The sequence below is a fragment of the Wolbachia endosymbiont of Drosophila nikananu genome (genome assembly GCF_028981865.1).
Lineage (GTDB): Bacteria > Pseudomonadota > Alphaproteobacteria > Rickettsiales > Anaplasmataceae > Wolbachia > Wolbachia pipientis_B.
This window is the reverse complement of sequence record NZ_JAPQLL010000071.1, coordinates 14,471-36,786: the sequence shown is the minus strand read 5'-3', so window position 1 is coordinate 36,786 and position 22,316 is coordinate 14,471. Positions and strand designations below refer to the sequence as shown.

At 34.8% G+C, this 22,316-nt stretch carries 18 protein-coding genes and 1 tRNA gene; 7 read left to right on the top strand and 12 right to left on the bottom strand.

The window, feature by feature from the left end; genetic code table 11:
* Positions 1-474: 474 nt before the first annotated feature.
* Together OZD67_RS05735 and OZD67_RS05730 are read right to left on the bottom strand one after the other, a co-directional pair.
* Entirely contained in the window at positions 475-1,572 is a 1,098-nt protein-coding gene (locus OZD67_RS05735) for a collagen-like protein (RefSeq protein WP_182183494.1), read from the bottom strand.
* 452 nt (positions 1,573-2,024) lie between these two features.
* Positions 2,025-4,466 (bottom strand): hypothetical protein, encoded by a 2,442-nt coding sequence (locus OZD67_RS05730; protein WP_259346658.1) that lies wholly within the window; start codon positions 4,464-4,466, stop codon positions 2,025-2,027.
* Positions 4,467-4,723: 257 nt separating this feature from the next.
* Between OZD67_RS05730 and OZD67_RS05725 the strand changes: the two genes are divergently transcribed.
* From OZD67_RS05725 to OZD67_RS05715, 3 genes are all read left to right on the top strand, one after another.
* A tRNA-Val gene (locus OZD67_RS05725) sits at positions 4,724-4,796 on the top strand.
* A gap of 26 nt (positions 4,797-4,822) precedes the next feature.
* Positions 4,823-5,719, top strand: a complete 897-nt coding sequence (locus tag OZD67_RS05720; protein WP_182183498.1) for a cation diffusion facilitator family transporter — start codon at positions 4,823-4,825, stop codon at positions 5,717-5,719.
* Between the two features lie 52 nt (positions 5,720-5,771).
* Positions 5,772-7,649 (top strand): hypothetical protein, encoded by a 1,878-nt coding sequence (locus tag OZD67_RS05715; protein WP_182183499.1) that lies wholly within the window; start codon positions 5,772-5,774, stop codon positions 7,647-7,649.
* On the opposite strand, the gene plsY is transcribed toward OZD67_RS05715, so the two are convergent.
* The 6 genes from plsY to recA all read right to left on the bottom strand — a co-directional run bounded on the left by plsY (position 7,644) and on the right by recA (position 13,898).
* Entirely contained in the window at positions 7,644-8,216 is a 573-nt protein-coding gene (plsY, locus tag OZD67_RS05710) for a glycerol-3-phosphate 1-O-acyltransferase PlsY (RefSeq protein ID WP_182183501.1), read from the bottom strand. The genes OZD67_RS05715 and plsY overlap by 6 nt on opposite strands.
* A gap of 147 nt (positions 8,217-8,363) precedes the next feature.
* Positions 8,364-9,830 (bottom strand): alanine/glycine:cation symporter family protein, encoded by a 1,467-nt coding sequence (locus OZD67_RS05705; protein WP_182183503.1) that lies wholly within the window; start codon positions 9,828-9,830, stop codon positions 8,364-8,366.
* Position 9,831: 1 nt separating this feature from the next.
* The gene (locus tag OZD67_RS05700; protein WP_182184087.1) at positions 9,832-11,175 is read right to left on the bottom strand and encodes an alanine/glycine:cation symporter family protein; all 1,344 of its coding nucleotides are present in this window, start codon (positions 11,173-11,175) and stop codon (positions 9,832-9,834) included.
* Positions 11,176-11,206: 31 nt separating this feature from the next.
* Entirely contained in the window at positions 11,207-11,977 is a 771-nt protein-coding gene (locus tag OZD67_RS05695) for a CDP-alcohol phosphatidyltransferase family protein (RefSeq protein ID WP_182183504.1), read from the bottom strand.
* Entirely contained in the window at positions 11,974-12,666 is a 693-nt protein-coding gene (locus tag OZD67_RS05690; protein WP_182184089.1) for a phosphatidylserine decarboxylase, read from the bottom strand. The genes OZD67_RS05695 and OZD67_RS05690 overlap by 4 nt, the downstream gene beginning before the upstream one ends.
* A 164-nt stretch (positions 12,667-12,830) precedes the next feature.
* Entirely contained in the window at positions 12,831-13,898 is a 1,068-nt protein-coding gene (gene recA / locus OZD67_RS05685) for a recombinase RecA (protein ID WP_182183506.1), read from the bottom strand.
* 141 nt (positions 13,899-14,039) lie between these two features.
* Between recA and truA the strand changes: the two genes are divergently transcribed.
* Positions 14,040-14,777 carry a tRNA pseudouridine(38-40) synthase TruA gene (gene truA, locus OZD67_RS05680; RefSeq protein ID WP_182183508.1) on the top strand — a complete coding sequence of 246 codons (738 nt, stop codon included), beginning with the start codon at positions 14,040-14,042 and terminating at the stop codon, positions 14,775-14,777.
* 25 nt (positions 14,778-14,802) lie between these two features.
* Here the strand turns inward: truA and dnaN are convergent, their stop codons facing one another.
* The 4 genes from dnaN to OZD67_RS05660 form a co-directional block, all read right to left on the bottom strand.
* Positions 14,803-15,960 carry a DNA polymerase III subunit beta gene (gene dnaN, locus OZD67_RS05675; protein WP_182183509.1) on the bottom strand — a complete coding sequence of 386 codons (1,158 nt, stop codon included), beginning with the start codon at positions 15,958-15,960 and terminating at the stop codon, positions 14,803-14,805.
* A gap of 123 nt (positions 15,961-16,083) precedes the next feature.
* Positions 16,084-16,581, bottom strand: a complete 498-nt coding sequence (locus OZD67_RS05670) for an invasion associated locus B family protein (protein WP_164225010.1) — start codon at positions 16,579-16,581, stop codon at positions 16,084-16,086.
* Complete coding sequence (locus tag OZD67_RS05665; RefSeq protein ID WP_182183511.1) at positions 16,574-17,467, bottom strand: RNA polymerase factor sigma-32; 894 nt, start codon at positions 17,465-17,467, stop codon at positions 16,574-16,576. Before OZD67_RS05665 ends, OZD67_RS05670 begins: the two co-directional genes overlap by 8 nt.
* 400 nt (positions 17,468-17,867) lie before the next feature.
* Complete coding sequence (locus OZD67_RS05660; protein WP_182183513.1) at positions 17,868-18,407, bottom strand: RDD family protein; 540 nt, start codon at positions 18,405-18,407, stop codon at positions 17,868-17,870.
* A gap of 89 nt (positions 18,408-18,496) precedes the next feature.
* On the opposite strand from OZD67_RS05660, the gene icd reads away from it, so the two are divergent.
* The 3 genes from icd (at position 18,497) to nth (ending at position 21,980) form a co-directional block, all read left to right on the top strand.
* Positions 18,497-19,924 carry an isocitrate dehydrogenase gene (gene icd, locus OZD67_RS05655; RefSeq protein ID WP_182183514.1) on the top strand — a complete coding sequence of 476 codons (1,428 nt, stop codon included), beginning with the start codon at positions 18,497-18,499 and terminating at the stop codon, positions 19,922-19,924.
* A gap of 133 nt (positions 19,925-20,057) precedes the next feature.
* Positions 20,058-21,320, top strand: a complete 1,263-nt coding sequence (locus OZD67_RS05650) for a molecular chaperone DnaJ (RefSeq protein ID WP_375138159.1) — start codon at positions 20,058-20,060, stop codon at positions 21,318-21,320.
* 21 nt (positions 21,321-21,341) lie between these two features.
* A complete protein-coding gene (nth, locus tag OZD67_RS05645; protein WP_182183516.1) occupies positions 21,342-21,980 on the top strand; it encodes an endonuclease III in 639 nt (212 codons plus the stop codon).
* The last annotated feature ends 336 nt before the right edge of the window (positions 21,981-22,316 follow it).

Genomic DNA, 22,316 nt, shown 5'->3' with positions numbered 1-22,316 from the left:
AAACGCCAACTTAAAAAATGGATAGTGAATAACTAGCTACCCTAGGGTTTCTTTTGCCTTTTTTTCTGTTTAGTAAATTTCTTAACGTTTATAATTTAGATTAGTTGCATTTAAAAGCGGCTGAATCGCGGTTATTAAGCGTTTAGAATAAAAAAACGCCAATATTTTGAAGTACATATAAATAACTAGTTAACCATGGGGCTTCTTTTGCCTTTTTTTCCGTTTAGTAAATTTCTTAATACTTATAGCTAAACGACAACCGTCATCCCGCTGCTTGTTAAGCGGATGAGATACCGCGAATGAATCGCGGTATGACGTAGGGCTACAGGTGTCATTCCAGCGCGTGACGCTGGAATCTAGAAAAAAAAGAAGCTGGATCCCAGTGTCTGGGCACTGGGATGACAGGAGAAGGAGGCGCTGGAATGACATTGTGGGGTGTGGGGTGTTATCCAAGTAGCGTGACTACTTGCTGTATTACCAAGTCCAATTAAGTGCAGCATCATCACTTGTTGGAATTTCAAAGGATGGTTGTGACATTACTTCTCTCACAGCACTTTGGAACTTTGGATTGCTCGAGACAGCTATCTTTTCAATATCATCTATGAATTTAGCATTTTTTGCAACTTCAGTAGCTAAATCAGCAGCTGTTGGTGTTATTCCTTTTGCGGCTAAGAAAACCTTTGCTGTTTGGTTATTGGTACCATCATACGGTGCTGTTTCTTTACTACTAAGAAATCCTCCTAACTTATCTACTAAAATTGATTTGTTGCCATCTTTTACACCAAGTACCTTTCCTGCTACAGCTGGTGTTTCAAGTTGAGAAATTTGAACAACTTTGTCTGCGAGCTTGTTTAAAATAGCAGTAACTTTAGCATCATCTAAATTGGTACCATCAGCATCAGCTTTATTATCTAGGTCAGTTTTCTTAGCAAAAGTAGTACCTACTTTTGTTTCAGAGATTTTATCATTGCCATCTTTAGCATCGAATATAGCTTCAACAACGTCTTTTTCTGCAGCCTTTGTTTTAAGATCTGCAGTTTTAACGAATGCAGTATCGGCAGCTGTTTTAGTGTATACCTTATCGGTAAAATCAGAAGAAGCAGTTATAGAATCCACAACAGCTTTTTCTGCAACTTTTGTTTTAAGTTCTGTAGCTTTAACGAATGCAGTATCAGCATCTGTTTTAGTATAAACATCTGCAGTATTAGCTTTATTATCTAGAGCAGATATATCTGCTTTCTTTCCTAGCTCAGTATTGACGTAATTCTTGTCAGCTTTGTTAGTTAGAGCGGCTGTGTCAGCTTTTTTTGCCAATTCATCATCTACATTTTTTTTAGTGTAAACATCTGCAGTATTAGCTTTCTTTCTTAGCTCAGTATCGACGTAATTCTTGTCAGTTTTGTTAGTTAGAGCGGCTGTGTCAGCTTTCTTTTTCAACTCATCATCCACACCTTTTTTAGTATATATATCTGCATTATTAGCACCTTTACTGAGTTCCGTTATCAATTTTCCTAAAAAATCTCCGTTAGTTGCAAGGTCTTCTATTGTACTCAATTTGTCACTCAACGCCATATCACCCTCCGTTAATTATAAAAACCATAGAGTGCATAAAAATAATATAATTTCCGTAAATGCTAGATTTTGCATAAGACTTCCTTGAAACTTGTTGTTTCAGAATTCTCCTCTTGTAATCCAAGTGTGTAGCAGATGATGTGATGCAAGTAGCTGACACTGGTTTGATCGAAAATGTTGTATAGTGCACAATCAATTTTTCTGGATCCAAGTAGTCAAGCTACTTGGATGACAAGGGAGGGAGGCACTGGGATGACAGGAGAAGGTACTGGCCTGACAATCGTCATCCCGCTACTTGTTAGCGGGATCTAGAGATACCGCTGTGGTATAACGGTTCGCGGTGGTATGATGTAGGACTGCTGTCATCTCGCTACTTGTTAGCGGCTAAGAGATACCGCGAATGAATCGCGGTATGACGTGTTGCTTGGGTCAGCTATACTTGCTTCCCTGTATTAGATGTAGGCCGAGTTATGATCGTGATAAACATGATCGCTTGCACAATCAAACATTTTCACAAAGCCATTCTCTAGATAAAGATTATATTCGAGATGTTGATCTGATAATACAATATTATCTTGCTCCCCTAAATTGAAATGACTTGAATCTGACAGCAATTCGTAATTTGGATTATCTATTTTACTAATGCTGCTTATTACTTTGCCATTACCACTTGATATAGCTAAACTATAACTATCACCATCCTTCATTATCTTGATGGACACCTTATCTTCAGGTAACACTATAAGTTTCTTTGTGCCACTATCGTGGATTACGAATTTGCCTTTTTCAAAATAGTATTTGTCTTCCGGCAAAGCACCAACCTTATATCCTGATTCAGCCAATTTGTGCCAAAACTTTAACACAGATTGCTCTTCTGCTCCTTCCGCTCTATCATACAAGGCTTTCACATCATTATAATCTATTGTTACATTTGCCTTGTGTTTTCCTTCTGAACCTTGATCATAGCTCTTTTCTATTTTCAAGATTGTGTCTTTTAGAATAATTTTTTCTTCATTGTGCTCATGTATTACTGGTCTTTTAGGTGCTTCCAAACCACGCAATGAACCAGTGGTAGCTCTGTCTTCATTTACTTGCTCTTTTGACTGCACTTCGTCTTCTTCGTCTGGTTGATCAGATTGAATATGATCAGACTCAATAGTGTTATCCTCAGTGCTTGAGTTAGTTTTTACCCAATTAGAAAACCCTTCTCCTTTTTGGATTTTCTCTGCTTCGCTTTGGTAGATTTTTTGCATCATCTCCTTGAAATAAAAACGACCATTCAGAGTTTTCCTATCTTCTGTTGCTGCATAAAGTAAATTATCAATGAAATTTGGATAAGTTTCTTCGATATATGCAATAACTGCTGCACCTGTTTGATAAGGATCGATGGCTCCTTTAACTATTTCCTCTAGAGTATATTCCTTGTATTCCTCATTAACAAGTTTTGCGAAATCAGCCGGTTTTTCTCCTTCTGTTAGGTGTGTAACATATTCTGCTAACCCTTCCATTAAAACTTTACCAAGATCGAGCTTAGAAGGTAAGTAGAACGTTAACGCATGGACAAACTCATGCTTAATAACATAATTATAATCGTTATGATCGATTTTTCCATCATGGGTGAAATCACCATTATTCCTAGCGTTTTCAGCATGAGAGTACATATTACTGATATAGTTATTGTCAGAGGATTCTGCTGCACCACCACCTGGTATGTGAACGTCATGACCGCCACTTAAATATTTCTGATAGCTCTCCTTATTTTCAAACAGGAACAGCCTAAAATTAGCAACGTTTCCATGCGTTAGAAGTGGATTGTTATCTTTCTTTATTCCAAAGACTTCATTGAATGTTTTTACAGTTTCTTCTAGTGATTTTAGGAGACCTTCATTGTTGATAACACCATCGTTGTTTTGGTCAGTCAGATCTTCAAAACTTTTGTCCTGAAATAGGTCAATGTTTAGATTAAACTTATTGTCAGCATTGTCATCAGTAACGTTTAGATTTATTCTACCTTGGAATGTTAAACCTGTTTTTTGTTCATAATACTCACTTGACCTTGTTTCCTCCTGAACTTTTTTTATCCCTCCGAATTCACTTTCTGTTGGAGGTGTTATATCATACTTATTATATATCCCCTTAATTTGATCAATACTCATACTGGTGTGAACAAGTTCTTCAGAGATTTTCTCATATAATACATTATACTCTACATTTGTATATCCCTTATTTGCCGGATCGCTTAGCCATCCCTTGAGATTTCCCTCTGGATTATCTCTTAGCCAAGCTTTAAGCTCCTGATCGTAAGAACTATTTTTCAAATATTCTCTCATACTGTCTTCGCTTGACTTTGATCCATCAAGATTTTCAAGAACCCAGCTTCTTATAGATCCTTCCACCATCTTTTTGTATATGAATTTATAATACGCATCTGAATCCACAACGTAATTTTGGCAATCTTGATGGTTGACTGAATCCGCCCTTATATATGAAGCTTTAATATTAATCTGATCAGCCATATATCCGTGATCATGGGTTTTTACTGAATTTGTTTCATAATTTACATAACATTTTGTGTCTTCCTTTGGTACAAGAGTAAGTAATTCATCCGTTGTAAACAAAGGAATACCTTTTTCCTTGCAGAAGTCATTTATTTCCTGAGTGGTAAAAGGTTTTTTTATCATCTTCTCAGAAATTTCATAATATAGTGAATTAAATTGCTCCACTGAAACATCCCCGTGAGCTTGTTTTTCACAAATCAATTTATAAAAAGCATGGTCATTTGTGATCTTTACGTCTTCAACAGATTGATCGTTTGCTCTAACCCTACCTGTTGTTTGTAACTCGTTCTTTATAACTCTAGTTTTACTATTTTGTATTGACATATAATTAGACATTTTACCCTCCATTTCATATTTAATTTTCAAATATATGTTTCAATATTAATATGATCTCTACTAAAAAAGTGTGAATTTTTATATTGGTATAATCTATATCTTAGTGAAGAAATATAAGTAATTAACTTAATATGAACAATATAAGATATAGCTTGACCACAAAAAAAATCTAAATTCTAACGTTACATTAGGATAGGGTAAGAATTTAAAAGCAAATTGACTTTTATTCCACCAAAGCACTATACTAAAACCACGATGGGTAATTAGCTCAGTTGGTAGAGCACTTGCTTGACGTGCAAGCGGTCGCTGGTTCGAACCCAGCGTTACCCACGTTTTTGTTCATGAAAAGATTTTATATGACAGCAGTGCATAACGGCAAACACTCAGCAGCGCAGTCCAAGCGCTTAATCTATTCCATAATAATAGTTGCGATAACAATGCTTATGGAAATAGTAGGTGGAATAATTTCACATTCGCTTGCTCTATTATCAGATGCAGGGCATATGCTTACTGACCTCTTTGCCTTAGTTTTAAGCTGGTTAGCACACAAATTTTCAGCTAAGAAATCTGATTTGCAAAGGTCATACGGGTATCACCGGTTGCAAATAATTGCAGCATTTGTTAATGGTTTAACTTTATTCTTTATTGCAGTAATTATTATAATTGAGTCAATAAAAAGATTTATTTTTCCGGTAAATGTTGAGTGGAAATTAATGTTAGTAATTGCTACACTTGGCCTGATCTCTAATATCATAGTCTTTTTTATATTACATAGTAAATGCGAGAGCAATATAAACATAAAAAGTGCTGTACTACACGTTATAGGAGATATCTTAGGTTCTGTAGCTGCTATACTTGCATCTGTAATCATCATGCTTACTGGATGGCAAATGGTGGATCCGATTTTATCGGTATTTGTCAGTGTAATCATTTTGAATAGTGGCTACAAAATTCTAAAGAATTCTTGCCACATACTTCTTGAAGGCACACCTGAAGGGATATCTACTGAGGAAATAAAAAGTAAGATCACATCAGAATTACCTGAAGTGATAGATGTGCACCACATACATGCATGGTCACTGTCTGATAATTATTTTATAATTACCATGCATGCCAAAGTAAAGCAAGATGCACAACACACTGATATTTTGTATGAGATAAAAAAAATACTATTAAATAGGTTCGAGATAGCACACTCTACAGTCGAGATCGAATACGATGAGTGTGCGGATAATAAAATACTTAAACATTGACGTTTTAAATTATTATGCTATTACTAGAGTGTAATGATGTCAAAGGTAGGCTATGATAGGCATTTCTCAACTGCAATTTCCTTCAAAAGATTCTAGTAGACTGAAATTCGCTAGTTATTTTGGAAATCTCGTTGCGTTAAGTATTTTAGTTAATCCTGCTAACGCGTTCTTGTTCTTTGCTACTATATTCTTTAGAGCTGAGATAAAAACTTTTTACACTTACAAAGAAATAAAGGCCGCAAAGCGTGAGAAAATAACCAAAAAAGACTATTGGGAGATATTTTTTAAGAATAACATGATAAAGCTAGTATCTTTCTTCTTGTTTTCAGCATTTATAACATATCTCACTTTTACAACTACTTTCTTACTAATTTCGTTTCTGGCAACGATACCACTCGCAATGGTGTTAATTCTATTGCAGAGTGAGCTAAGACCAAAAGATTTTAACCCATTTACGCTGCTTAAAGCTTCTATAAATTTCTTTTTGGAAGGCGTAAAAGAAAATGTACGAGCTAGCGTTAATAAGCTCGATAATGCTTATGAACATTTACTCCCTCATCAATTAAATGATGATATCATTAAAAATATTGATAAATTAAAAGATAAGTATGGCGAACAAGTACCTGAAGACGTAATCAAAAACGATGAATATATTCAATTCATTAGATATATAGATAGTTCATATGAGTTTAGTAATGAAGATAAAGGAAGAGTAATTGCATTTTTAAATGACTTTTGCAAAGATGATCAAAAGCATAGCTCTGGTTTCACAGGTGGGCAGATTTTACTTCTAGTTCTGAGAGCCTGCAATGATGGAGATAGAGAAGCTGCAAAAAATAAAAAAGACGCGTTAATTACAAACTTGCTTGATAGCCAAACTTTCTCTAGAAAAGAGCGTATTCCTAACACCTGCTTTACCGGTATTGTTTATAGGATGTTAAGTACATTAGAAGGTACTCATCCTGATCCGGAAATTAGATTTACTACTCCACAGCAAATATCAATTTCAGAGGCAGAAAATGAAGCACGTAAGTTTATGTTAGACAGGTTAAAAAACAAGAAAAACAGTAAAGAAATTCTTAAGGCTTGGCATACAGTTCAAAACAACCATAAAGATAATGAAAATCAGAAGATAGTTGATGATTTTATTTCAGAGGTAAGTATTCCTTTAATGAGAAAATTATTGAGTTTTTTTTCTCAATATAGTGAACAAATTGTGCTGACGTTGATGAAAAATATTAGCTCTATAGGGTTAAATAAATTACAATGTTTTGAGCTGGTTCAGCACATGAGAAATAAACTGCAGGAGCATGGTTTAGGTGACCAAGAAAGTTTACTCGAAAACATCGGAGAAAAAGTCTTTCTAGAGCTTTTAAACCAAAATTTACTCAAGACAGATTTTTTCCTCAAGGGTTCGTCTTTGGATGAAGCTAAGAAAATAGCTGACACAATAATAGTGGAAGAAGTGAAGGAATTTAAATTAAAAGCTGAGGGGACTATTGAGGGTCAAGTGGTTAGGATGTTAGATGGATTAAGGTTTCTACCACAAGAAAAAAAACTCTATAGAGTATATTCAGAACTCAGTCGAAATAACGAAAATGATAAGGAAAAAATAAAGAAAATTTTGCAAGAAAGGTTAGAAGTAACAAAAGCAGCAATGGATGAAATGTTAAAAGAAGGAGCTTCACATAAGTTAGAGTTAGAAATTGAAAGTGTATATGAAGGAAATAAAGATCACGTTACTCAACTTTATAAAAAAATAAAAGAAGCGAAGCAAAGATTTATTGAAGATGGTCTTTTGACAACACAAGAAATAGATAAAATAGTAAAAGAAAGAATAATAACTTTGAATAATGAAGCAAGGATAATACCATCAAGCAATTTATCTCGTGGTTTAAGTATTAGTAATTTAACAACACACCACTTATAAAAATTTATGCTCCTTCCCTTGCAGAAGATTCACAATGTTTCTGTAGTGCTTCAAGAAAATCAATATTGCTATAACCAATAGCACAAAAAGTAACTCCTTTTGAAGAAAGAATGATGCTATAACAGTTACTGCAGTAGCCGTCAAGGAAGCAAGGGAAGAATATCGAAAGGTAAAAAACACTGCTAGCCAAACAAATATAAACACTAATGCCACAGGTATGTTAAACACTATCAACACTCCCAGAGTTGTTGCAACTCCTTTGCCTCCTTTAAATTTTAGCCAAATAGGAAACATGTGCCCTAAAACTGCTAAAATTGCAGATACATATATATAAAAATCGTTATTATCACAAAATTGTTGTGCTATATAAACGGCGATGAATCCTTTCAAGGAATCCAGAAATAATGCCAGAGCAGCAAGACATTTATTTCCTGTTCTTGCAACGTTTGTAGCGCCAATGTTGCTTGAACCTACTTCTCTTAAGTTTATCCCTTTCATTCTTGTAATGATTAAGCTAAACGGTATTGAACCTAATATGTAGGATAGTGTAAGGACTATAACTAACACAGGTAAAATTTACTGATTAATAATCGCAAAATTTCGTCATCCCGCTGCTTGTTAGCGGGATCTATGCTGAGATACCGCGAATAAATCGCGGTATGACGTAGGGAAATCTTACTTATTATAGCTATACCTCTCCGCATATGCCAAAATTTAATTAATTTTATTATTCCTCAGCCTTTTTAGGTAGCACTGAACTTCATCGTTAATCTGATTACTAAACAGTATAAGCGCTGTCATGTTGATGAGAGCTAAACAAGAGAACAAAGTTCCACCGATATTGGCAATAGCCATTATATCTTTAGAAAGACCAGAAAAAAACGCTACAATTATTACTGCTATGCGGTATATCACTATACTTTTTGCACCGAATAAATATAGCCACCCCATTTCACAACAATATACAAACGAAATTACTGAAGAAAATGCAAACAAAGGTGCAGCTATGGTTAAAAGTATAGGAAACCATGAAGAAACAGTTTCAAATGCCTTTTGAGTGATTAATATCCCTTCACCAACACTAGTCTGGTATGCACCTGTTATTACTATCGTTATTCCAGTTAAACAGCAAGTGAGCATTGTATCAAAACACGGTTCTATCATAGCAACAAGCCCAGTTCTTACTGGTTCTTCATCTTTAGTTGTTGCATGAATAATTGCAGCAGAGCCGACACCAGCTTCGCTGGCAAAAATTGCTCTTTGAATTCCAGCAACAAATGCTCCTACCATCCCTCCGCCAACAGCATTAAAATCTATCATGCTGGAAAATAATATCTTAAATGTGTGACCAAGATTGTGGATATTAAATCCAATAATAATAAGGCAGCTACATATATATATGAGTGACATAATAGGCACTAGTGCAGAAGATACTCTAGCTATCCTTTTAATTCCGCCAATAATCACTAGAGCAAGCAGCGCAGAGATTATGGAAGAAAGAAACCAAGAGTGACCATCTACCCAACTTGAATAGCCAGATAATATTGAAACCATTTGGTTGGTTTGAAACGCTACACTTCCACCAAGACCTGATAATACAAAGAATACTGCATATATTGCAGCTAAAACAATACCAAGTTTTTTAAATCCAAATTCCTCCAGACCATTCTTTATATACTGAAAGGGACCACTAAACAATTGCTCCTGATCTTCTGTTCTATGTCTAAATGCTAAAGTCACTTCGGCAAATTTTGCTGACATACCAAAAAAACCTGTAATCATCATCCAAGGCACCGCTCCTGGCCCTCCCATTGAAACTGCAATTGCGACTCCAGCAACAGTTCCAAGGCCTACTGTGCTTGAAAGTGCAGTCATAAATGCCTGAAAATGCGTAATATGACCATCATGGTGATTCGTGTCATATTTTCCACATAAAATAGCAAACGCATGCTTAAACATTCTTATGTTGAGAAACTTAAAGCGTAAGGTTAAAAATACATAACCAAAGGATAGTAGAAGAAGTATGAACGGTATATAAAAGATTTTGAAAAACAGCACTTCATTCATGAAGTTATTTATTCCATTCAACACAGCGTCATAACTTCCGTAAAAACCTGAAGCAGCATACGCATCATTAAATAATAGGCAAAATAACACCATACAAAGTAATCTATAAATCATGTTAATATCCTTTAGAATTGTAATAAGAATCTATTGTATTCAAAACTTCCCTTCTCAGTAGATATATTGCAACAGCATTTGGAATCATAAGGCACATGAACAAACTGTCGCCTAGGTAAGATATAAGTTCTATATTTTTTGACATACAACTAATATACACTGAAACCACTATAAGAATTTGGAACGGTATCAGTATTTTTTTATTACCAAATAAATACAGCAGAGCAACTTCACAGTAGTAACAATAAGCTATTATTGTAGAAAATGCAAAGGAAAACATCATTAGCGGAAAAACTAACTTGCTGAACAAGGGCAAAGCTGTTGAAAATACCAAGCTAATTAATGTAATATCACCCACGTTATCAGTGCTATGCATACCAGTGATAATTATCACAATACCAGTCAAAAATGAGATTAATATTGTATCTATAAGTGGTGCAATCATTGCAACGCACCCAACTTTAATTGGATCTTCTTCTTTTACAGCTGAATGTGCTATAGCTGCTGTTCCGGTACCTGCTTCGTTAGCAAACACTGATCTTCTCACTCCGGCTATTAATCCGCTCAATACTCCGCCTCCTATAGCTGATTTGTTAAAGATGTCTTGGAATATTATGGATAAAGCATTCAGCAAATTACTTCCGTTCATACAAATTAAATATATACACATACCCACATATAGCACTATCATGATTGGTGCTAAACCTGTTGAAACAAAAGCAATACGCTTTATTCCTCCCAATATTACAATTAAGACGAGCAGGGATATAATAACAGATGCATTGTATTCAAAGAGGTTGGTTGATAATGCTGCAATTTGATTTGCTTGAAATGGTATGCCGCCTAAAATCATTGCAATAAGCAGCATAATCGCATAAGTAAGGGCAAGAAATCTACCAGTTTTTGCAAATCCAATTTTTGCAAGCCCGTACTTCATGTAACAAAAAGCCCCGCCAGTTGCATTTTCAGAGCGATAGGTGAATGCAAGCACCACCTCGGCAAACTTTATCGACATACCAAGTATTCCGGTAATTACCATCCAAAAAACTGCACTTGGCCCCCCTATTGTGATAGCTATTACAACTCCTGATATTGTTCCAAGACCAACTGTTCCTGAAATTACTGTTGCAAACGCTTGAATATGAGTGATTATGCCATTGTTATTGTGATTACACTTTAGATTGAATAGCGTCTGTATTCCATGCTTGAACAATCTAAAGTTAGTGAATTTGAATTGGATGGTACAAAAAACTCCAGTTGCAATTACCCAAATAATTATAAATGGAATGTTGAATATCTTTATGTACAGAAATGAATTTAACAGTTCACTTATTTTTACAATCATGTTGCTCACTACTTTTTATTACAACTTATAGCTAACGAGCTTTATACGAGTAATATATATAAAGCCCAGTGCTCACTGGAATAGTAAGTACATACACTACACCTAAAATTGGTAGCGTCATCCAGGGCTTACTGATGAAAAATATAATAAGTACTCCAAAAAATGACACAAATATATAGGATAGGCTTTTGGGAACATAAATATATTTTGCAGAGAAAGTTGGAATGTGACTTATCGAAAAAAATGAAATGGCCAGAAAGTAACAAGCTACGTTTCTTGTGTTAAAAAATCGCTCTATGAGAAGTAAGTATTCACTCTCATGAGATTGAAAGGTAATAATTATTGGTAACAAAGAAAGTAAAGCACACACTGGAGCTGGAACACCAGAAAAGAAAAATTTTTCCCAGTGTGATTGTTCTGAGTGTAGCGAAACGTTAAATCTTGCAAGTCTTATTGATATGCAGATTACGTATATCATTACTAAAATCCAACCTATGACTTTTATTTCGTTTAGCTTCCAAAAATACAAAAGAAATGCAGGCGCTGCACCAAAATTTAGAAAATCTGCAAAAGAATCAAGCTGGGCTCCAAAATCGCTAGTTGATTTTAGAATTCTAGCTATTCTGCCATCCATTCCATCTATTATTGCTGCAATGATGATAAAAATTACTGAGAATTCCCATTGTTCATTAAATGTAAATTTAAGTGAAGTGAGACCAGAACATAAACCCAATAAAGTTATAAAGTTTGGGAATAATTTAGTAATAGGTAAGAATCTACTGTTACTTCCATCGTTATTCATATAACGTCAAAAGTAAGCTTCTCTTGAACGTTTTCCTTATTTAAGTTTGCTATAATTGTTTCACCACCAATAACAGTTTGCCCTTCTGAAACTCTGACTTCTGTATCAGCAGGAACATAAATATTCACTCTACTACCAAATCTTATAATTCCAAACCTTTCACCTGCTTTCACATTCTGGGATACTCCTAAATTACAAACGATACGACGTGCAATTAATCCAGCTATTTGCTCCACAATAATTTCTTTTTCCTTTTTGTATTCAATCACAATAACCTGCTTTTCATTTTCATTACTAGACCTATTGCTCATTGCGGATACAAATTTGCCTTTTTTATAATTCATTTCCTTTATCGTACCAGATATTGGTATACGGTTCACATGGACGTTCAAAACACTTAAAAATATGCTAACAAGCATGAACTTCTTCTCTTCCCCATTTTCTGCCGATAAAGGATAATTAACTTCTTCAATTTTTGAAATCACACCATCAGCAGGACTTAATATAAGATCCTTATTGTTTGGCACAGCTCTTGCTGGATCGCGAAAGAAATAAGTACACAATAATGTCGGAAACAAGCACGTAACACCAAACCCCCAAGATATAGAGAATGCTATACACGTTACTATAAAGGCAACGACTATAAATAAATAACCTTCCCTGTTTATATTAGGTAAACTAAAACACATAATCTTATTCACAATGACCTATTGTTAATAATTTATCATTTATAATTTCTCATGAAAAGCTTTTTTTAACTGCTTCAGCAAAGTCTTCTTGATACAAGGTAACATTACAGATTAGCACACACCGTCATACTGTAACAACTCATCCAACACAAACTAAGTTTAGATCAGAACACTGATTCTTCTAAAAGTTGCTCACTATCCTCGTCTATTATGATAGAATTATCATGATTTCTGAGTAAATCTCTGATTTTTGTTTCTATTTCATTTGTGACTTCTTTGTTTGTTTTTAGGTAAGTTTTTACATTCTCTCTTCCTTGTCCAAGACGTGTGTTGTTATATGAATAGTAAGCACCTGCTTTTTCAAGCACACCAAGCTTTGCTCCCATATCTATTATTTCTCCAAGTTTTGATATACCTTCATTGTACATTATATCAAATTTCGCTTCTCTAAATGGAGGAGCAACTTTATTTTTTACAACTTTAACTCTTGTTTCATTGCCTGTAATATTTTCTTTGTCTTTTATTACACCAACTTTTCTTATGTCAAGCCTTACAGAAGTATAGAATTTTAATGCATTTCCACCCGTGGTAGTTTCAGGATTTCCATACACTACTCCTATTTTCATACGAATTTGATTAATAAATATCAATATACAGTTCGCTTTTGAAACGGCAGAGGTTAGCTTTCGTAGCCCGTGACTTAGAAGCCTTGCTTGCAGCCCCATATGTTGATCACCCATATCACCTTCAATTTCAGCTCTTGGAGTTAACGCTGCAACAGAGTCAATAACTATCACATCAACCGCACCAGAACACACTAAGTACTCAACAATGTGTAATGCTTGTTCCCCAGTGTCTGGTTGCGAAATTACTAAATCATCAGTGCTTACCCCAAGTTTACGAGCATATAAGACATCCAATGCATGTTCTGCATCGATAAATGCGCATGATCCTCCTTTTTTTTGTGCTTCAGCAATCACATGCAAGGCAAGAGTGGTTTTACCAGAACTCTCAGGACCAAATATTTCAATTATACGTCCTTTTGGCAGACCTCCAACACCTAGAGCCGAATCAAGCGCAATTGATCCTGTGGATATTGTGTCTATTTTCTCTACAGGGTTTTGCTTCAACTTCATTATTGCACCTTTACCAAATGCTTTTTCAATCTGGCTTATTGCGTTATCTAGCGCTTTTTGTTTATCATTATTTCTTTCTTCTGAGTTGTTTGCCATGAATCATTTATTAACTTGTATAACTTTCATGATAATCGAACGTGAACAATCTGCCAAGGGTTTTTTAATAACGAAGAACGTTATCGTAGAAAAATTAGCTACCTAAATTATATTAAGATAGAAAGTTAGATAGACTCTGCAGTGCGATACAAAATAACGATAGAATACAATGGTAGTAGTTTCTCTGGCTGGCAGAAGCAGCAACATTCTGCTCATTCAATCCAGGAAGCCATAGAAAATGCTATATTTAATTTTAGTGGTGAGAAAGTTACTTTGTACTGTGGTGGCAGGACTGATGCAGGGGTTCATGCTTTAGGACAAATTGCTCATTTTGATATGGAAAAGGAATTTGAGCTTTATAGAATAAGAAACGCAATAAATTATCATTTAAAATCAATTCCCATAGTCGTGCTTAATGCAGAAGTTGTAGATGATGCGTTTCACGCACGGTTTTCAGCAAAAAAAAGACATTACGAATACAGAATAGTTAATCGCTATGCTCCTGCTGCTCTGGAGACAGGTTATGTATGGCAAGTGTTTAACCCACTTGATGTAAATATTATGTGTGAAGCTGCTAAACATCTACTTGGAAAACATGACTTTTCAAGTTTTCGTTCAAAAGATTGTCAAGCCGCAAATCCGATGAGAACAATTGATGATATCGATATAATACAAAATGGGAATCATATACACATCAAAATATCTGCTATTTCCTTTTTACATAACCAAGTGAGGATCATTGTGGGTACTTTAGTTGAATTTGGAAAAAATAGAACCAATCCGCAAGAAATGCTAAATATATTAAACCAATGCAAAAGAAATGCCGCTGGAGTTACTGCACCACCTTTTGGCTTATATTTGGTAAAGATAGATTACTAATTTGATAAAAAATAATCCTGAGCCCTTAAGTTCTCATTGGCATCACTACATATAATACACTTGAATCGTCTTCATCAGTGATAATTGTAGCACTATTACCATCGGCTAAGCTAAACTTACATTTATTTTTTATGCAGGATAGAACATCAAGCAAATAACGCGAGTTAAACCCTATTTCTATAGGAGCTTCATTGTAGTCCACTTCTATGGATTCAGTTGCATCACTGCACTCTTGAGAGTTTGAATGCAGAGTCAGCAGCTTTTCTTGTAGTGAGAATTTAATGGATTTTACTTTATCAGATACAACAACGGAAACTCGATCTATAACATCTGAAAGTTTTTTACTTTCAATAATCATATGCTTGTCTTGAGATGCTGGAATAACTGCTTTATAATTTGGAAAAGTCCCATCTATTAATTTTGATATTAGAATATATTCACCGCATGTAAACTTGATTTTTCTGTCTGAAAGTTTTATATTAATCTCATTACAATCATCCAATACTTTCAATAGCTCCATAACAGTTTTACGTGGAATGATCACACCAAATTCGCCATTGATGTTCCCAGGCTTTGGTCTCTTTATACATGATAAACGATGACCATCAGTTGCAACGCAGTACAGAAACTGTTTGTCTGTATGTAGATATATTCCATTTAAATTATACCTTGTATCATCTAGTGATACAGCAAATTTTGTTTTAGTTAATAAGTCTATCAGGTCCGTATTTAGTAGAATAAAATCATGTTTATAATTGTCTTCTTCAAGAGCAGGAAAGCTGCTTGAAACTACATTCGGTAAAGAAAAGTTTGCATTTCCGCAAGACATCAATAATTTTCCTTGGTTGTTTACTTCAAAATTGACATCCAAATCAGCGGGTAACTTCTTCACTATGTCATGTAAAGTATGCGCTGAAATTTTTACTTCTCCTTCTGTTAATACGGTTGCAGCAAGTGAGGCAAACATTGAAATGTCAAGATCAGTTGCCATTAATTTTATGCTGCCGTGTTGTGCTTTGATATTTATACATGCCAAAACATCTATTGCATTACGCCTTTCAACCACTCCACTTACTCTGGATAATGTATTTAAAAGACTTGTGCGGCTCACGCTAAAACGCATCTGCTCGCACACAGAATTTTGCTTTTTGATTTCTGTATCTACACCTGCAACCTCTGACATTGCTAACTCTCAAAAATATATTTTAAATGATATCCACATCACATATAAAGTAAAGTGCTATTTATATTTCCATTGAAAGAGTAGTCTAGTTTATACTATAGCTGGGTATTCTGTTACAATGATTTACTTTGTATGGCATAAATCATGCATTTTTTGATACGCTTTTTGAAAACCAAGTAGGGAATAAGTATCATCAATGGTCACTGTTTTTGTTTTTCCATTAACTACCATTGATAATCCCTGCTTCATTTTTAGAATGAGATCTTGATCTATTTTTGTATGCTCTGCCCACGCAAAACTTCCCTGTATTATAGGCAGTGTATATTTAATTTTTTTGTCGATATTGAGAGCTACAGGCTCCTTATCATACTGAAAACCAGAGGTAACGCTTACCTCATCTGCTTTTTTATCAACATAACTGACCATTACATACGGCTTGCGATTGGTTGTATAATGCTCGCTTTTTGTCTTAGGGTAAGATACAATGTAACACACTTTCTCTCCATCTTCTGATGCAGTATATACAAGCCAGTCTTTGTATTTTTCCTTCAATTGCACATCACTAACCGATGCAAAAGCGCCTATTGAAAAAAATATTAGAAATATAAAAAAACTACGCATGCAAACCAAATTTCAAACTTTCAGATTGTATATATCGTTTTACCTTAGCCATCGCCTGCTCAGCTAACTGTCTTATTCTTTCTCTTGAAACACAATATTTTTTACTAAGTTCATCCAGAGTTTGAGTGTTTTCACACAAGTATCTACTAATAAAAATGTCTCTTGCCCTTTCGTTAAGGCTTGCTAGTGCATTGTTTAAAATTGTTTCTTTTAATTCTTTTTCTTCATGATTCTGATAGGTTACTTCTTGACTGACCAAGTTACATGGGATCATATCTTGCAACTCCCTTTTAGAGTCATCACCTATTTTTATGCAATCGTTTAGCGACTGATCCTTGCAAGCCAAACGGTAATTCATCTGCAGAACGTCTCCTTCGGATACAGAAAGCTCATTAGATATTGCTTTTATTTCTTCATTGCTTAAAGTTTCCCTGTTTGTATACTGTAAAATTCTTTTTTTTATTTTACGTAAACTAAAAAATAGTCTTCTTTGTGCTTGCGTTGTGCCTATTTTCACGAACGACCAAGATTTCAATATAAAATCTTTCATTGAAGCTTCAATCCACCACACTGCATAAGTTGAAAAACGAAACCCTAAATCAGGATTAAACTTTTTCACTGCATGCATTAAACCCAGATTCCCTTCCATGACCAGGTCCATCAACAATAGTCCATAATTTTTGAATTTCATTGCAATTTTTACTACCAAATTCAAATGGCTGGTAATCAATTTATGAGCAGAAGAAATATCCTTATATTGGTTCCAATTTTTTGCTAATCGTACCTCTTCCTCTTGAGACAGCATAGGAAATTTTTGCACTCTAGCAATATATTGCATGAGATTGGTTCTGCTATCAACACATAAGCTTGCCATTGGGGTCAACATAACAACTTAAATTAAAACTTCATATATATAATATATTGATTTTCCAGCAAAAATTCAAGCTTTGATTTGAAAAAAGTACAAACCTTCTATCTAATTGGGATCTTAAAAACGATAAGCCCCAGAGCTACCTGGGTAACACTATATATGACATCCTGCCAGCGTGTAATGATGAACATTATAGTTTAAATACGTAGTAAGTGGTGTCATCCCAGTACTCCTTTTTTTGTCATCCAAGTGCCTATTTCTTTGTCATCCCAGTGCTCCTTTCTCGTCATCCCAGTGCCCAGACTACTTGGATCCAGGAAACTTAACTCTACACCAAGTAAATGTACAATAAGAACTAGATTCCAGCGTCATGCGCTGGAATAACACCCTTGGTGGTAACAACTAAAGAAAAATATCAACTAGGTTTATAGTCTATCACTACTGTTCTTGCAATTTTATCGTGAAGAAATTGTTTGCGCTGGTCAAGGATTGCAAATAATATGATTAAGATTGATACAACTATGAATAGACTAGAAATATTGAATAGTGTGTAGCAGATTATAAAATATAATACTCCAAAAACCGCTGTTCTGCTTATTGCTTGTATTAGAGTGATTTTTTCAAGTGTATTTTCATCTTTTACACGCATGCGAAGTAACAATTGTCCTGGAGTACCACCAAATTCTATTATCGTAAATACATAAAATATTAATTCCAATATCAACCCTATTACTTGTATAGTTACTGCTTTATCTAAAATCATTTCAGTTACATTGAGTGATAGAGAATATGCTAAAGTAAATCCAATGATAAATCCGATAACAAACCCCATTCCCTGTGCTAAAATATAATCGATTGCAAATGCAAAAATACGTCTTGTAATCCCTGCATAACTTACTTTAGTATCCATACACTTTCCATATTTTGCAATGCTATAGCCAGTATAAAAGTTCATTATTAAATAACCGTAAATATGCTATTTTAGCAACATTGACCCACTCTATTATTTGAATTAACATTAAATCATTTACAGTTAAGGAAGTTATGTCAACACCAATCACAGTTGCGTATGGCGATGGTATCGGCCCAGAAATTATGGAAGCAGTGCTGTCGATATTGCGTGAAGCAGAAGCGAAGATCTCAATAGATATTATTGAAATAGGGGAGCGTGTTTATAGTAAGGAATGGTCTCACGGAATTTCTCCAAGTGGTTGGGAATCTATTGAAAGAACAAAGATATTACTCAAATCTCCGACAACAACTCCGCAAGGCAAAGGGCACAAGAGCTTGAACGTTGCACTGAGGAAGAATTTAGGGCTATATGCAAACATCAGACCATGCATTTCATATCATCCTGTTATAGAAAACAAATTTGGTAAGTTTGATATCGTAGTAATACGCGAAAATGAAGAAGATGTTTACACCGGAATAGAGCATAGGCTCACTGGTGACTCGTACCAATGCACTAAAATTATTACTAGGTCTGGCTCAGAGAAGATATGCAGGTATGCTTTTGAATACGCGAAAAAACACAACAGAAAAAAAGTAATTTGCCTGACTAAAGATAACATAATGAAAATGACTGACGGAACTTTTCATGCAGCGTTTGATCGCATTGCAAAGGAATACCAGGACATAAAGGCAGAACATTATATAGTTGATATTGGAATGGCACGTGTTGCAACAGAACCGGAGAATTTCGATGTTATAGTAACTGAAAACTTGTATGGCGACATATTATCAGATATAGTGGCACAAACCTCTGGCTCTGTGGGGCTTGCAGGAAGTAGTAATATTGGCAACGAATACGCGATGTTCGAAGCAGTGCATGGTTCTGCTCCTGATATTGCAGAAAAAAATATAGCTAATCCTTCTGGTCTTTTAAATGCCGCAGTGCATATGTTGGTCTATATCGGTCAAGTGAGTACTGCAAAACTAATTTACGATGCATGGCTCAAGACTTTAGAGGATGGGATACACACTGCTGATTTATATAAGGAAAAAAGGAACAAACAAAAAGTTGGGACCAAAGAATTTGCAGAAGCTGTTATAGATAATCTAGGAAAGAAACCTGCAACATTATCTGAACTTATAATTAGCAGTGATTTGGATAGTAAAATAAATAAAGTACAAGACAATTACGAACAAGATTACAAAGTTAAAAAGCTAGTGGGTAGCGATATAACGCTTGCTTGGAACAAATCCAACAATTTTGATCAAATAGTAGGATTATTTGAATCAAGTGATCCTAAGATTATAGCGATATACTCAAAAGGCCTTGCGATTTGGCCAGGGAATTCAGAGTCTTCAAGCGACCAAATAACCTGTAGGTTTATTGCAAATAATGAAAAGAAAACTATTACAAATAGTGATGTAAATAACCTACTAATCAAACTCGAAGAAAATAGCTTTGACGTAGTAAGAATGGATAAGTTGTATTTATATGATGGAAAAGAGGGTTTCTTCTCTTAGTGGGTGCTTGATATTTTTATGCTTGTGTGAAACATTAAATATATTATACTAATAACATCGTGTATTTATGTGAGGTGTAGTAATGAGTCAACATTTTAAGTTAACTGGTTAGGAGTTTTATGATAATAATGATCTGTTTAACGTACTAGAGATAAAAGCTGAACAAATTGTAGGTAAGGATTATCAAGCTCTTAGCAAATTTCTGAAAAAACAATATAATAAATTGATACTTGTAAACCATCCTGACAAAGGTGGAGACAAAAATAGATTTGATCAGATTTATAAAGCTTATCAAGAGCTAAAAAAGTACATTGAACCTTTAGAGTTAGGAAATCCTTGTGTTAAAGTCAGTGTTGGTGCTGAAAGTAATGGACGTTTAACAGCACGTGAATTTCATTATAGAAAGAAGCTGTTCGATACACTAGGGATTGGTGAAGAAGCTATAGGTAAAGATTTTGATAAATTAATCTCTATATTAAAAAAGAATGATCGTTCGTTTGAAGAGGATTTCAAACATTGTTTTTTAAGAGATGCTTTGAGCAATCTTTCTAGATTGTTGAACCCTGGCGAGCTTAATAAACGCTTATCAAAACCTAGTATGCGGCTATTTCTTTATATTTCTCCTCTAGAAGAAAAGAGAAGCCTAATTGAAGAAGATAAAAAAGAATTAGCGTTAAGATTTATAGAACGTAAAAATGCTTTACTATCTAATACTCAACGAATCAAAATGTATCTTTTATTTTCATCAACCTGGATTACAACAGCCTATTTCTATTTCTCATACTTCTTAATGATGCCATCTAATAACGCTTTCATAAACCCGTACTTGCTGCTAGTAATACCATTGAGTGTGGTGATGAAAAACGTTTTAGATTTGCTAGAAATGCATTATGCAAAAAAATACGAAGATTCTAAAATTTCCACTGATGAGTTCATAAGTAAAATGCATTATATTCAATCAAGCCGTAAGCTTTTCGTTTTTTATCCTTTATCTGCTTTTTCTATTTATTCACTGATAGCATATTTTACTTCTAATAATCTTACTGTTGGTATAGTAATATTTGGTACTCTACTGTCTTTGACTCTTCTGATTACTGAAGTTATAGCTCCTGTTTTCTCAAAAGGCTGTGAAATATATGCTGAAAGGCACACAAAAGATTTACTAGAAGAGGATCCAAGAGATAGGGTACAAAAGGAAACCGACCTGTTAGGATGGTATGATCCACGAAAACTGTTAATGCCAATTGTTATGCCTCTTGTTAAAAAGTGTTTTGCGGAAGTGGCAAGTGAATTTGCTGAGAGGAATTTTGATGAGGTAAAAACTGATATGTCTGATGTTAATGCTGAAGGACTATCTAAGCCTAAAGGAATTGAATTTGCACAGCAACCAGTGTAGTATAAGCTTTTAGCTCTATGCATGGACTCAAAAAAAGTAGAACTGATATTTGAAAAATTCAAGCAATCAAATCCTGCACCAAAAATAGAGCTGAATTATACCAATGATTTTACGTTATTAGTTGCGATAGTTCTATCAGCGCGAACAACTGATATAAGCGTTAATAAAATTACAAAGGAGTTATTTAGTATCACTGATACGCCAGAAAAAATGCTGAGTTTTGGGCAGAGTGAGCTAAGAAAATGCATAAGCAGTATTGGTTTATATAATTCCAAAGCAAAAAATATAATCGGGCTCAGCAAAATATTGATTGAGAGGTACAATAGCAAAGTGCCTACTAATTTCGATGATTTGGTATCTTTACCAGGGGTTGGGAGAAAGAGCGCTAATGTGTTCTTAAATTCAGGGCTTGGCATTCCAACATTGGCAGTTGATACTCATGTTTTTAGAGTTAGCAATAGAATTGGGCTTGTGAAAGAAAAAGATGTACTTAAAACAGAGCAGTCTCTTTTGAATGTAGTGCCAAAAAAATACCTACTTTATGCTCATCATTGGCTAGTTTTGCATGGTAGATATGTTTGCAAAGCGCAAAAACCTTCGTGTGAAACATGCATAATACATGATTTATGTGAGTTTGAATGCAAGAGATATAAATTCTAGCACACTATCTTGTCACTCACAACTGTACGAACGTTGTAGTTTGGGCCACCAGTGGGGTGTCATTCCAGCGTTCCTTTCTCATCATCCTAGTGCCTATTTCTTTGTCATCCAAGTAGCCCCTTTTTTGTCATCCGAGTAGCTTGACTACTTGGATCCAGGAAACTTAACTCTACACCAAGTAAATGTACAATAAGAACTAGATTCCAGACTGGAATGACACCCTACTTAACCGTCATACCGCCGCGGTATCTCTTAGCCGCTAACAAGAGATCCCGCTGCGGGATGACGGTTGTCGTTTAGCTATAAACATTAAGAAATTTACCAAATAAAAAAAAG

Excerpts from the sequence above, each read along its gene's own strand:
- OZD67_RS05700 (WP_182184087.1), bottom strand. The coding sequence starts at position 11,175 with ATGATTGTAAAAATAAGTGAACTGTTAAATTCATTTCTGTACATAAAG.
- OZD67_RS05660 (WP_182183513.1), bottom strand. The coding sequence starts at position 18,407 with ATGAACTTTTATACTGGCTATAGCATTGCAAAATATGGAAAGTGTATG.
- OZD67_RS05720 (WP_182183498.1), top strand. The coding sequence starts at position 4,823 with ATGACAGCAGTGCATAACGGCAAACACTCAGCAGCGCAGTCCAAGCGC.
- OZD67_RS05735 (WP_182183494.1), bottom strand. The coding sequence starts at position 1,572 with ATGGCGTTGAGTGACAAATTGAGTACAATAGAAGACCTTGCAACTAAC.
- OZD67_RS05695 (WP_182183504.1), bottom strand. The coding sequence starts at position 11,977 with ATGAATAACGATGGAAGTAACAGTAGATTCTTACCTATTACTAAATTA.
- icd (WP_182183514.1), top strand. The coding sequence starts at position 18,497 with ATGTCAACACCAATCACAGTTGCGTATGGCGATGGTATCGGCCCAGAA.
- OZD67_RS05670 (WP_164225010.1), bottom strand. The coding sequence starts at position 16,581 with ATGCGTAGTTTTTTTATATTTCTAATATTTTTTTCAATAGGCGCTTTT.
- OZD67_RS05665 (WP_182183511.1), bottom strand. The coding sequence starts at position 17,467 with ATGTTGACCCCAATGGCAAGCTTATGTGTTGATAGCAGAACCAATCTC.
- dnaN (WP_182183509.1), bottom strand. The coding sequence starts at position 15,960 with ATGTCAGAGGTTGCAGGTGTAGATACAGAAATCAAAAAGCAAAATTCT.
- recA (WP_182183506.1), bottom strand. The coding sequence starts at position 13,898 with ATGGCAAACAACTCAGAAGAAAGAAATAATGATAAACAAAAAGCGCTA.
- OZD67_RS05690 (WP_182184089.1), bottom strand. The coding sequence starts at position 12,666 with ATGTGTTTTAGTTTACCTAATATAAACAGGGAAGGTTATTTATTTATA.
- OZD67_RS05730 (WP_259346658.1), bottom strand. The coding sequence starts at position 4,466 with ATGTCTAATTATATGTCAATACAAAATAGTAAAACTAGAGTTATAAAG.
- OZD67_RS05705 (WP_182183503.1), bottom strand. The coding sequence starts at position 9,830 with ATGATTTATAGATTACTTTGTATGGTGTTATTTTGCCTATTATTTAAT.
- OZD67_RS05715 (WP_182183499.1), top strand. The coding sequence starts at position 5,772 with ATGATAGGCATTTCTCAACTGCAATTTCCTTCAAAAGATTCTAGTAGA.
- nth (WP_182183516.1), top strand. The coding sequence starts at position 21,342 with ATGGACTCAAAAAAAGTAGAACTGATATTTGAAAAATTCAAGCAATCA.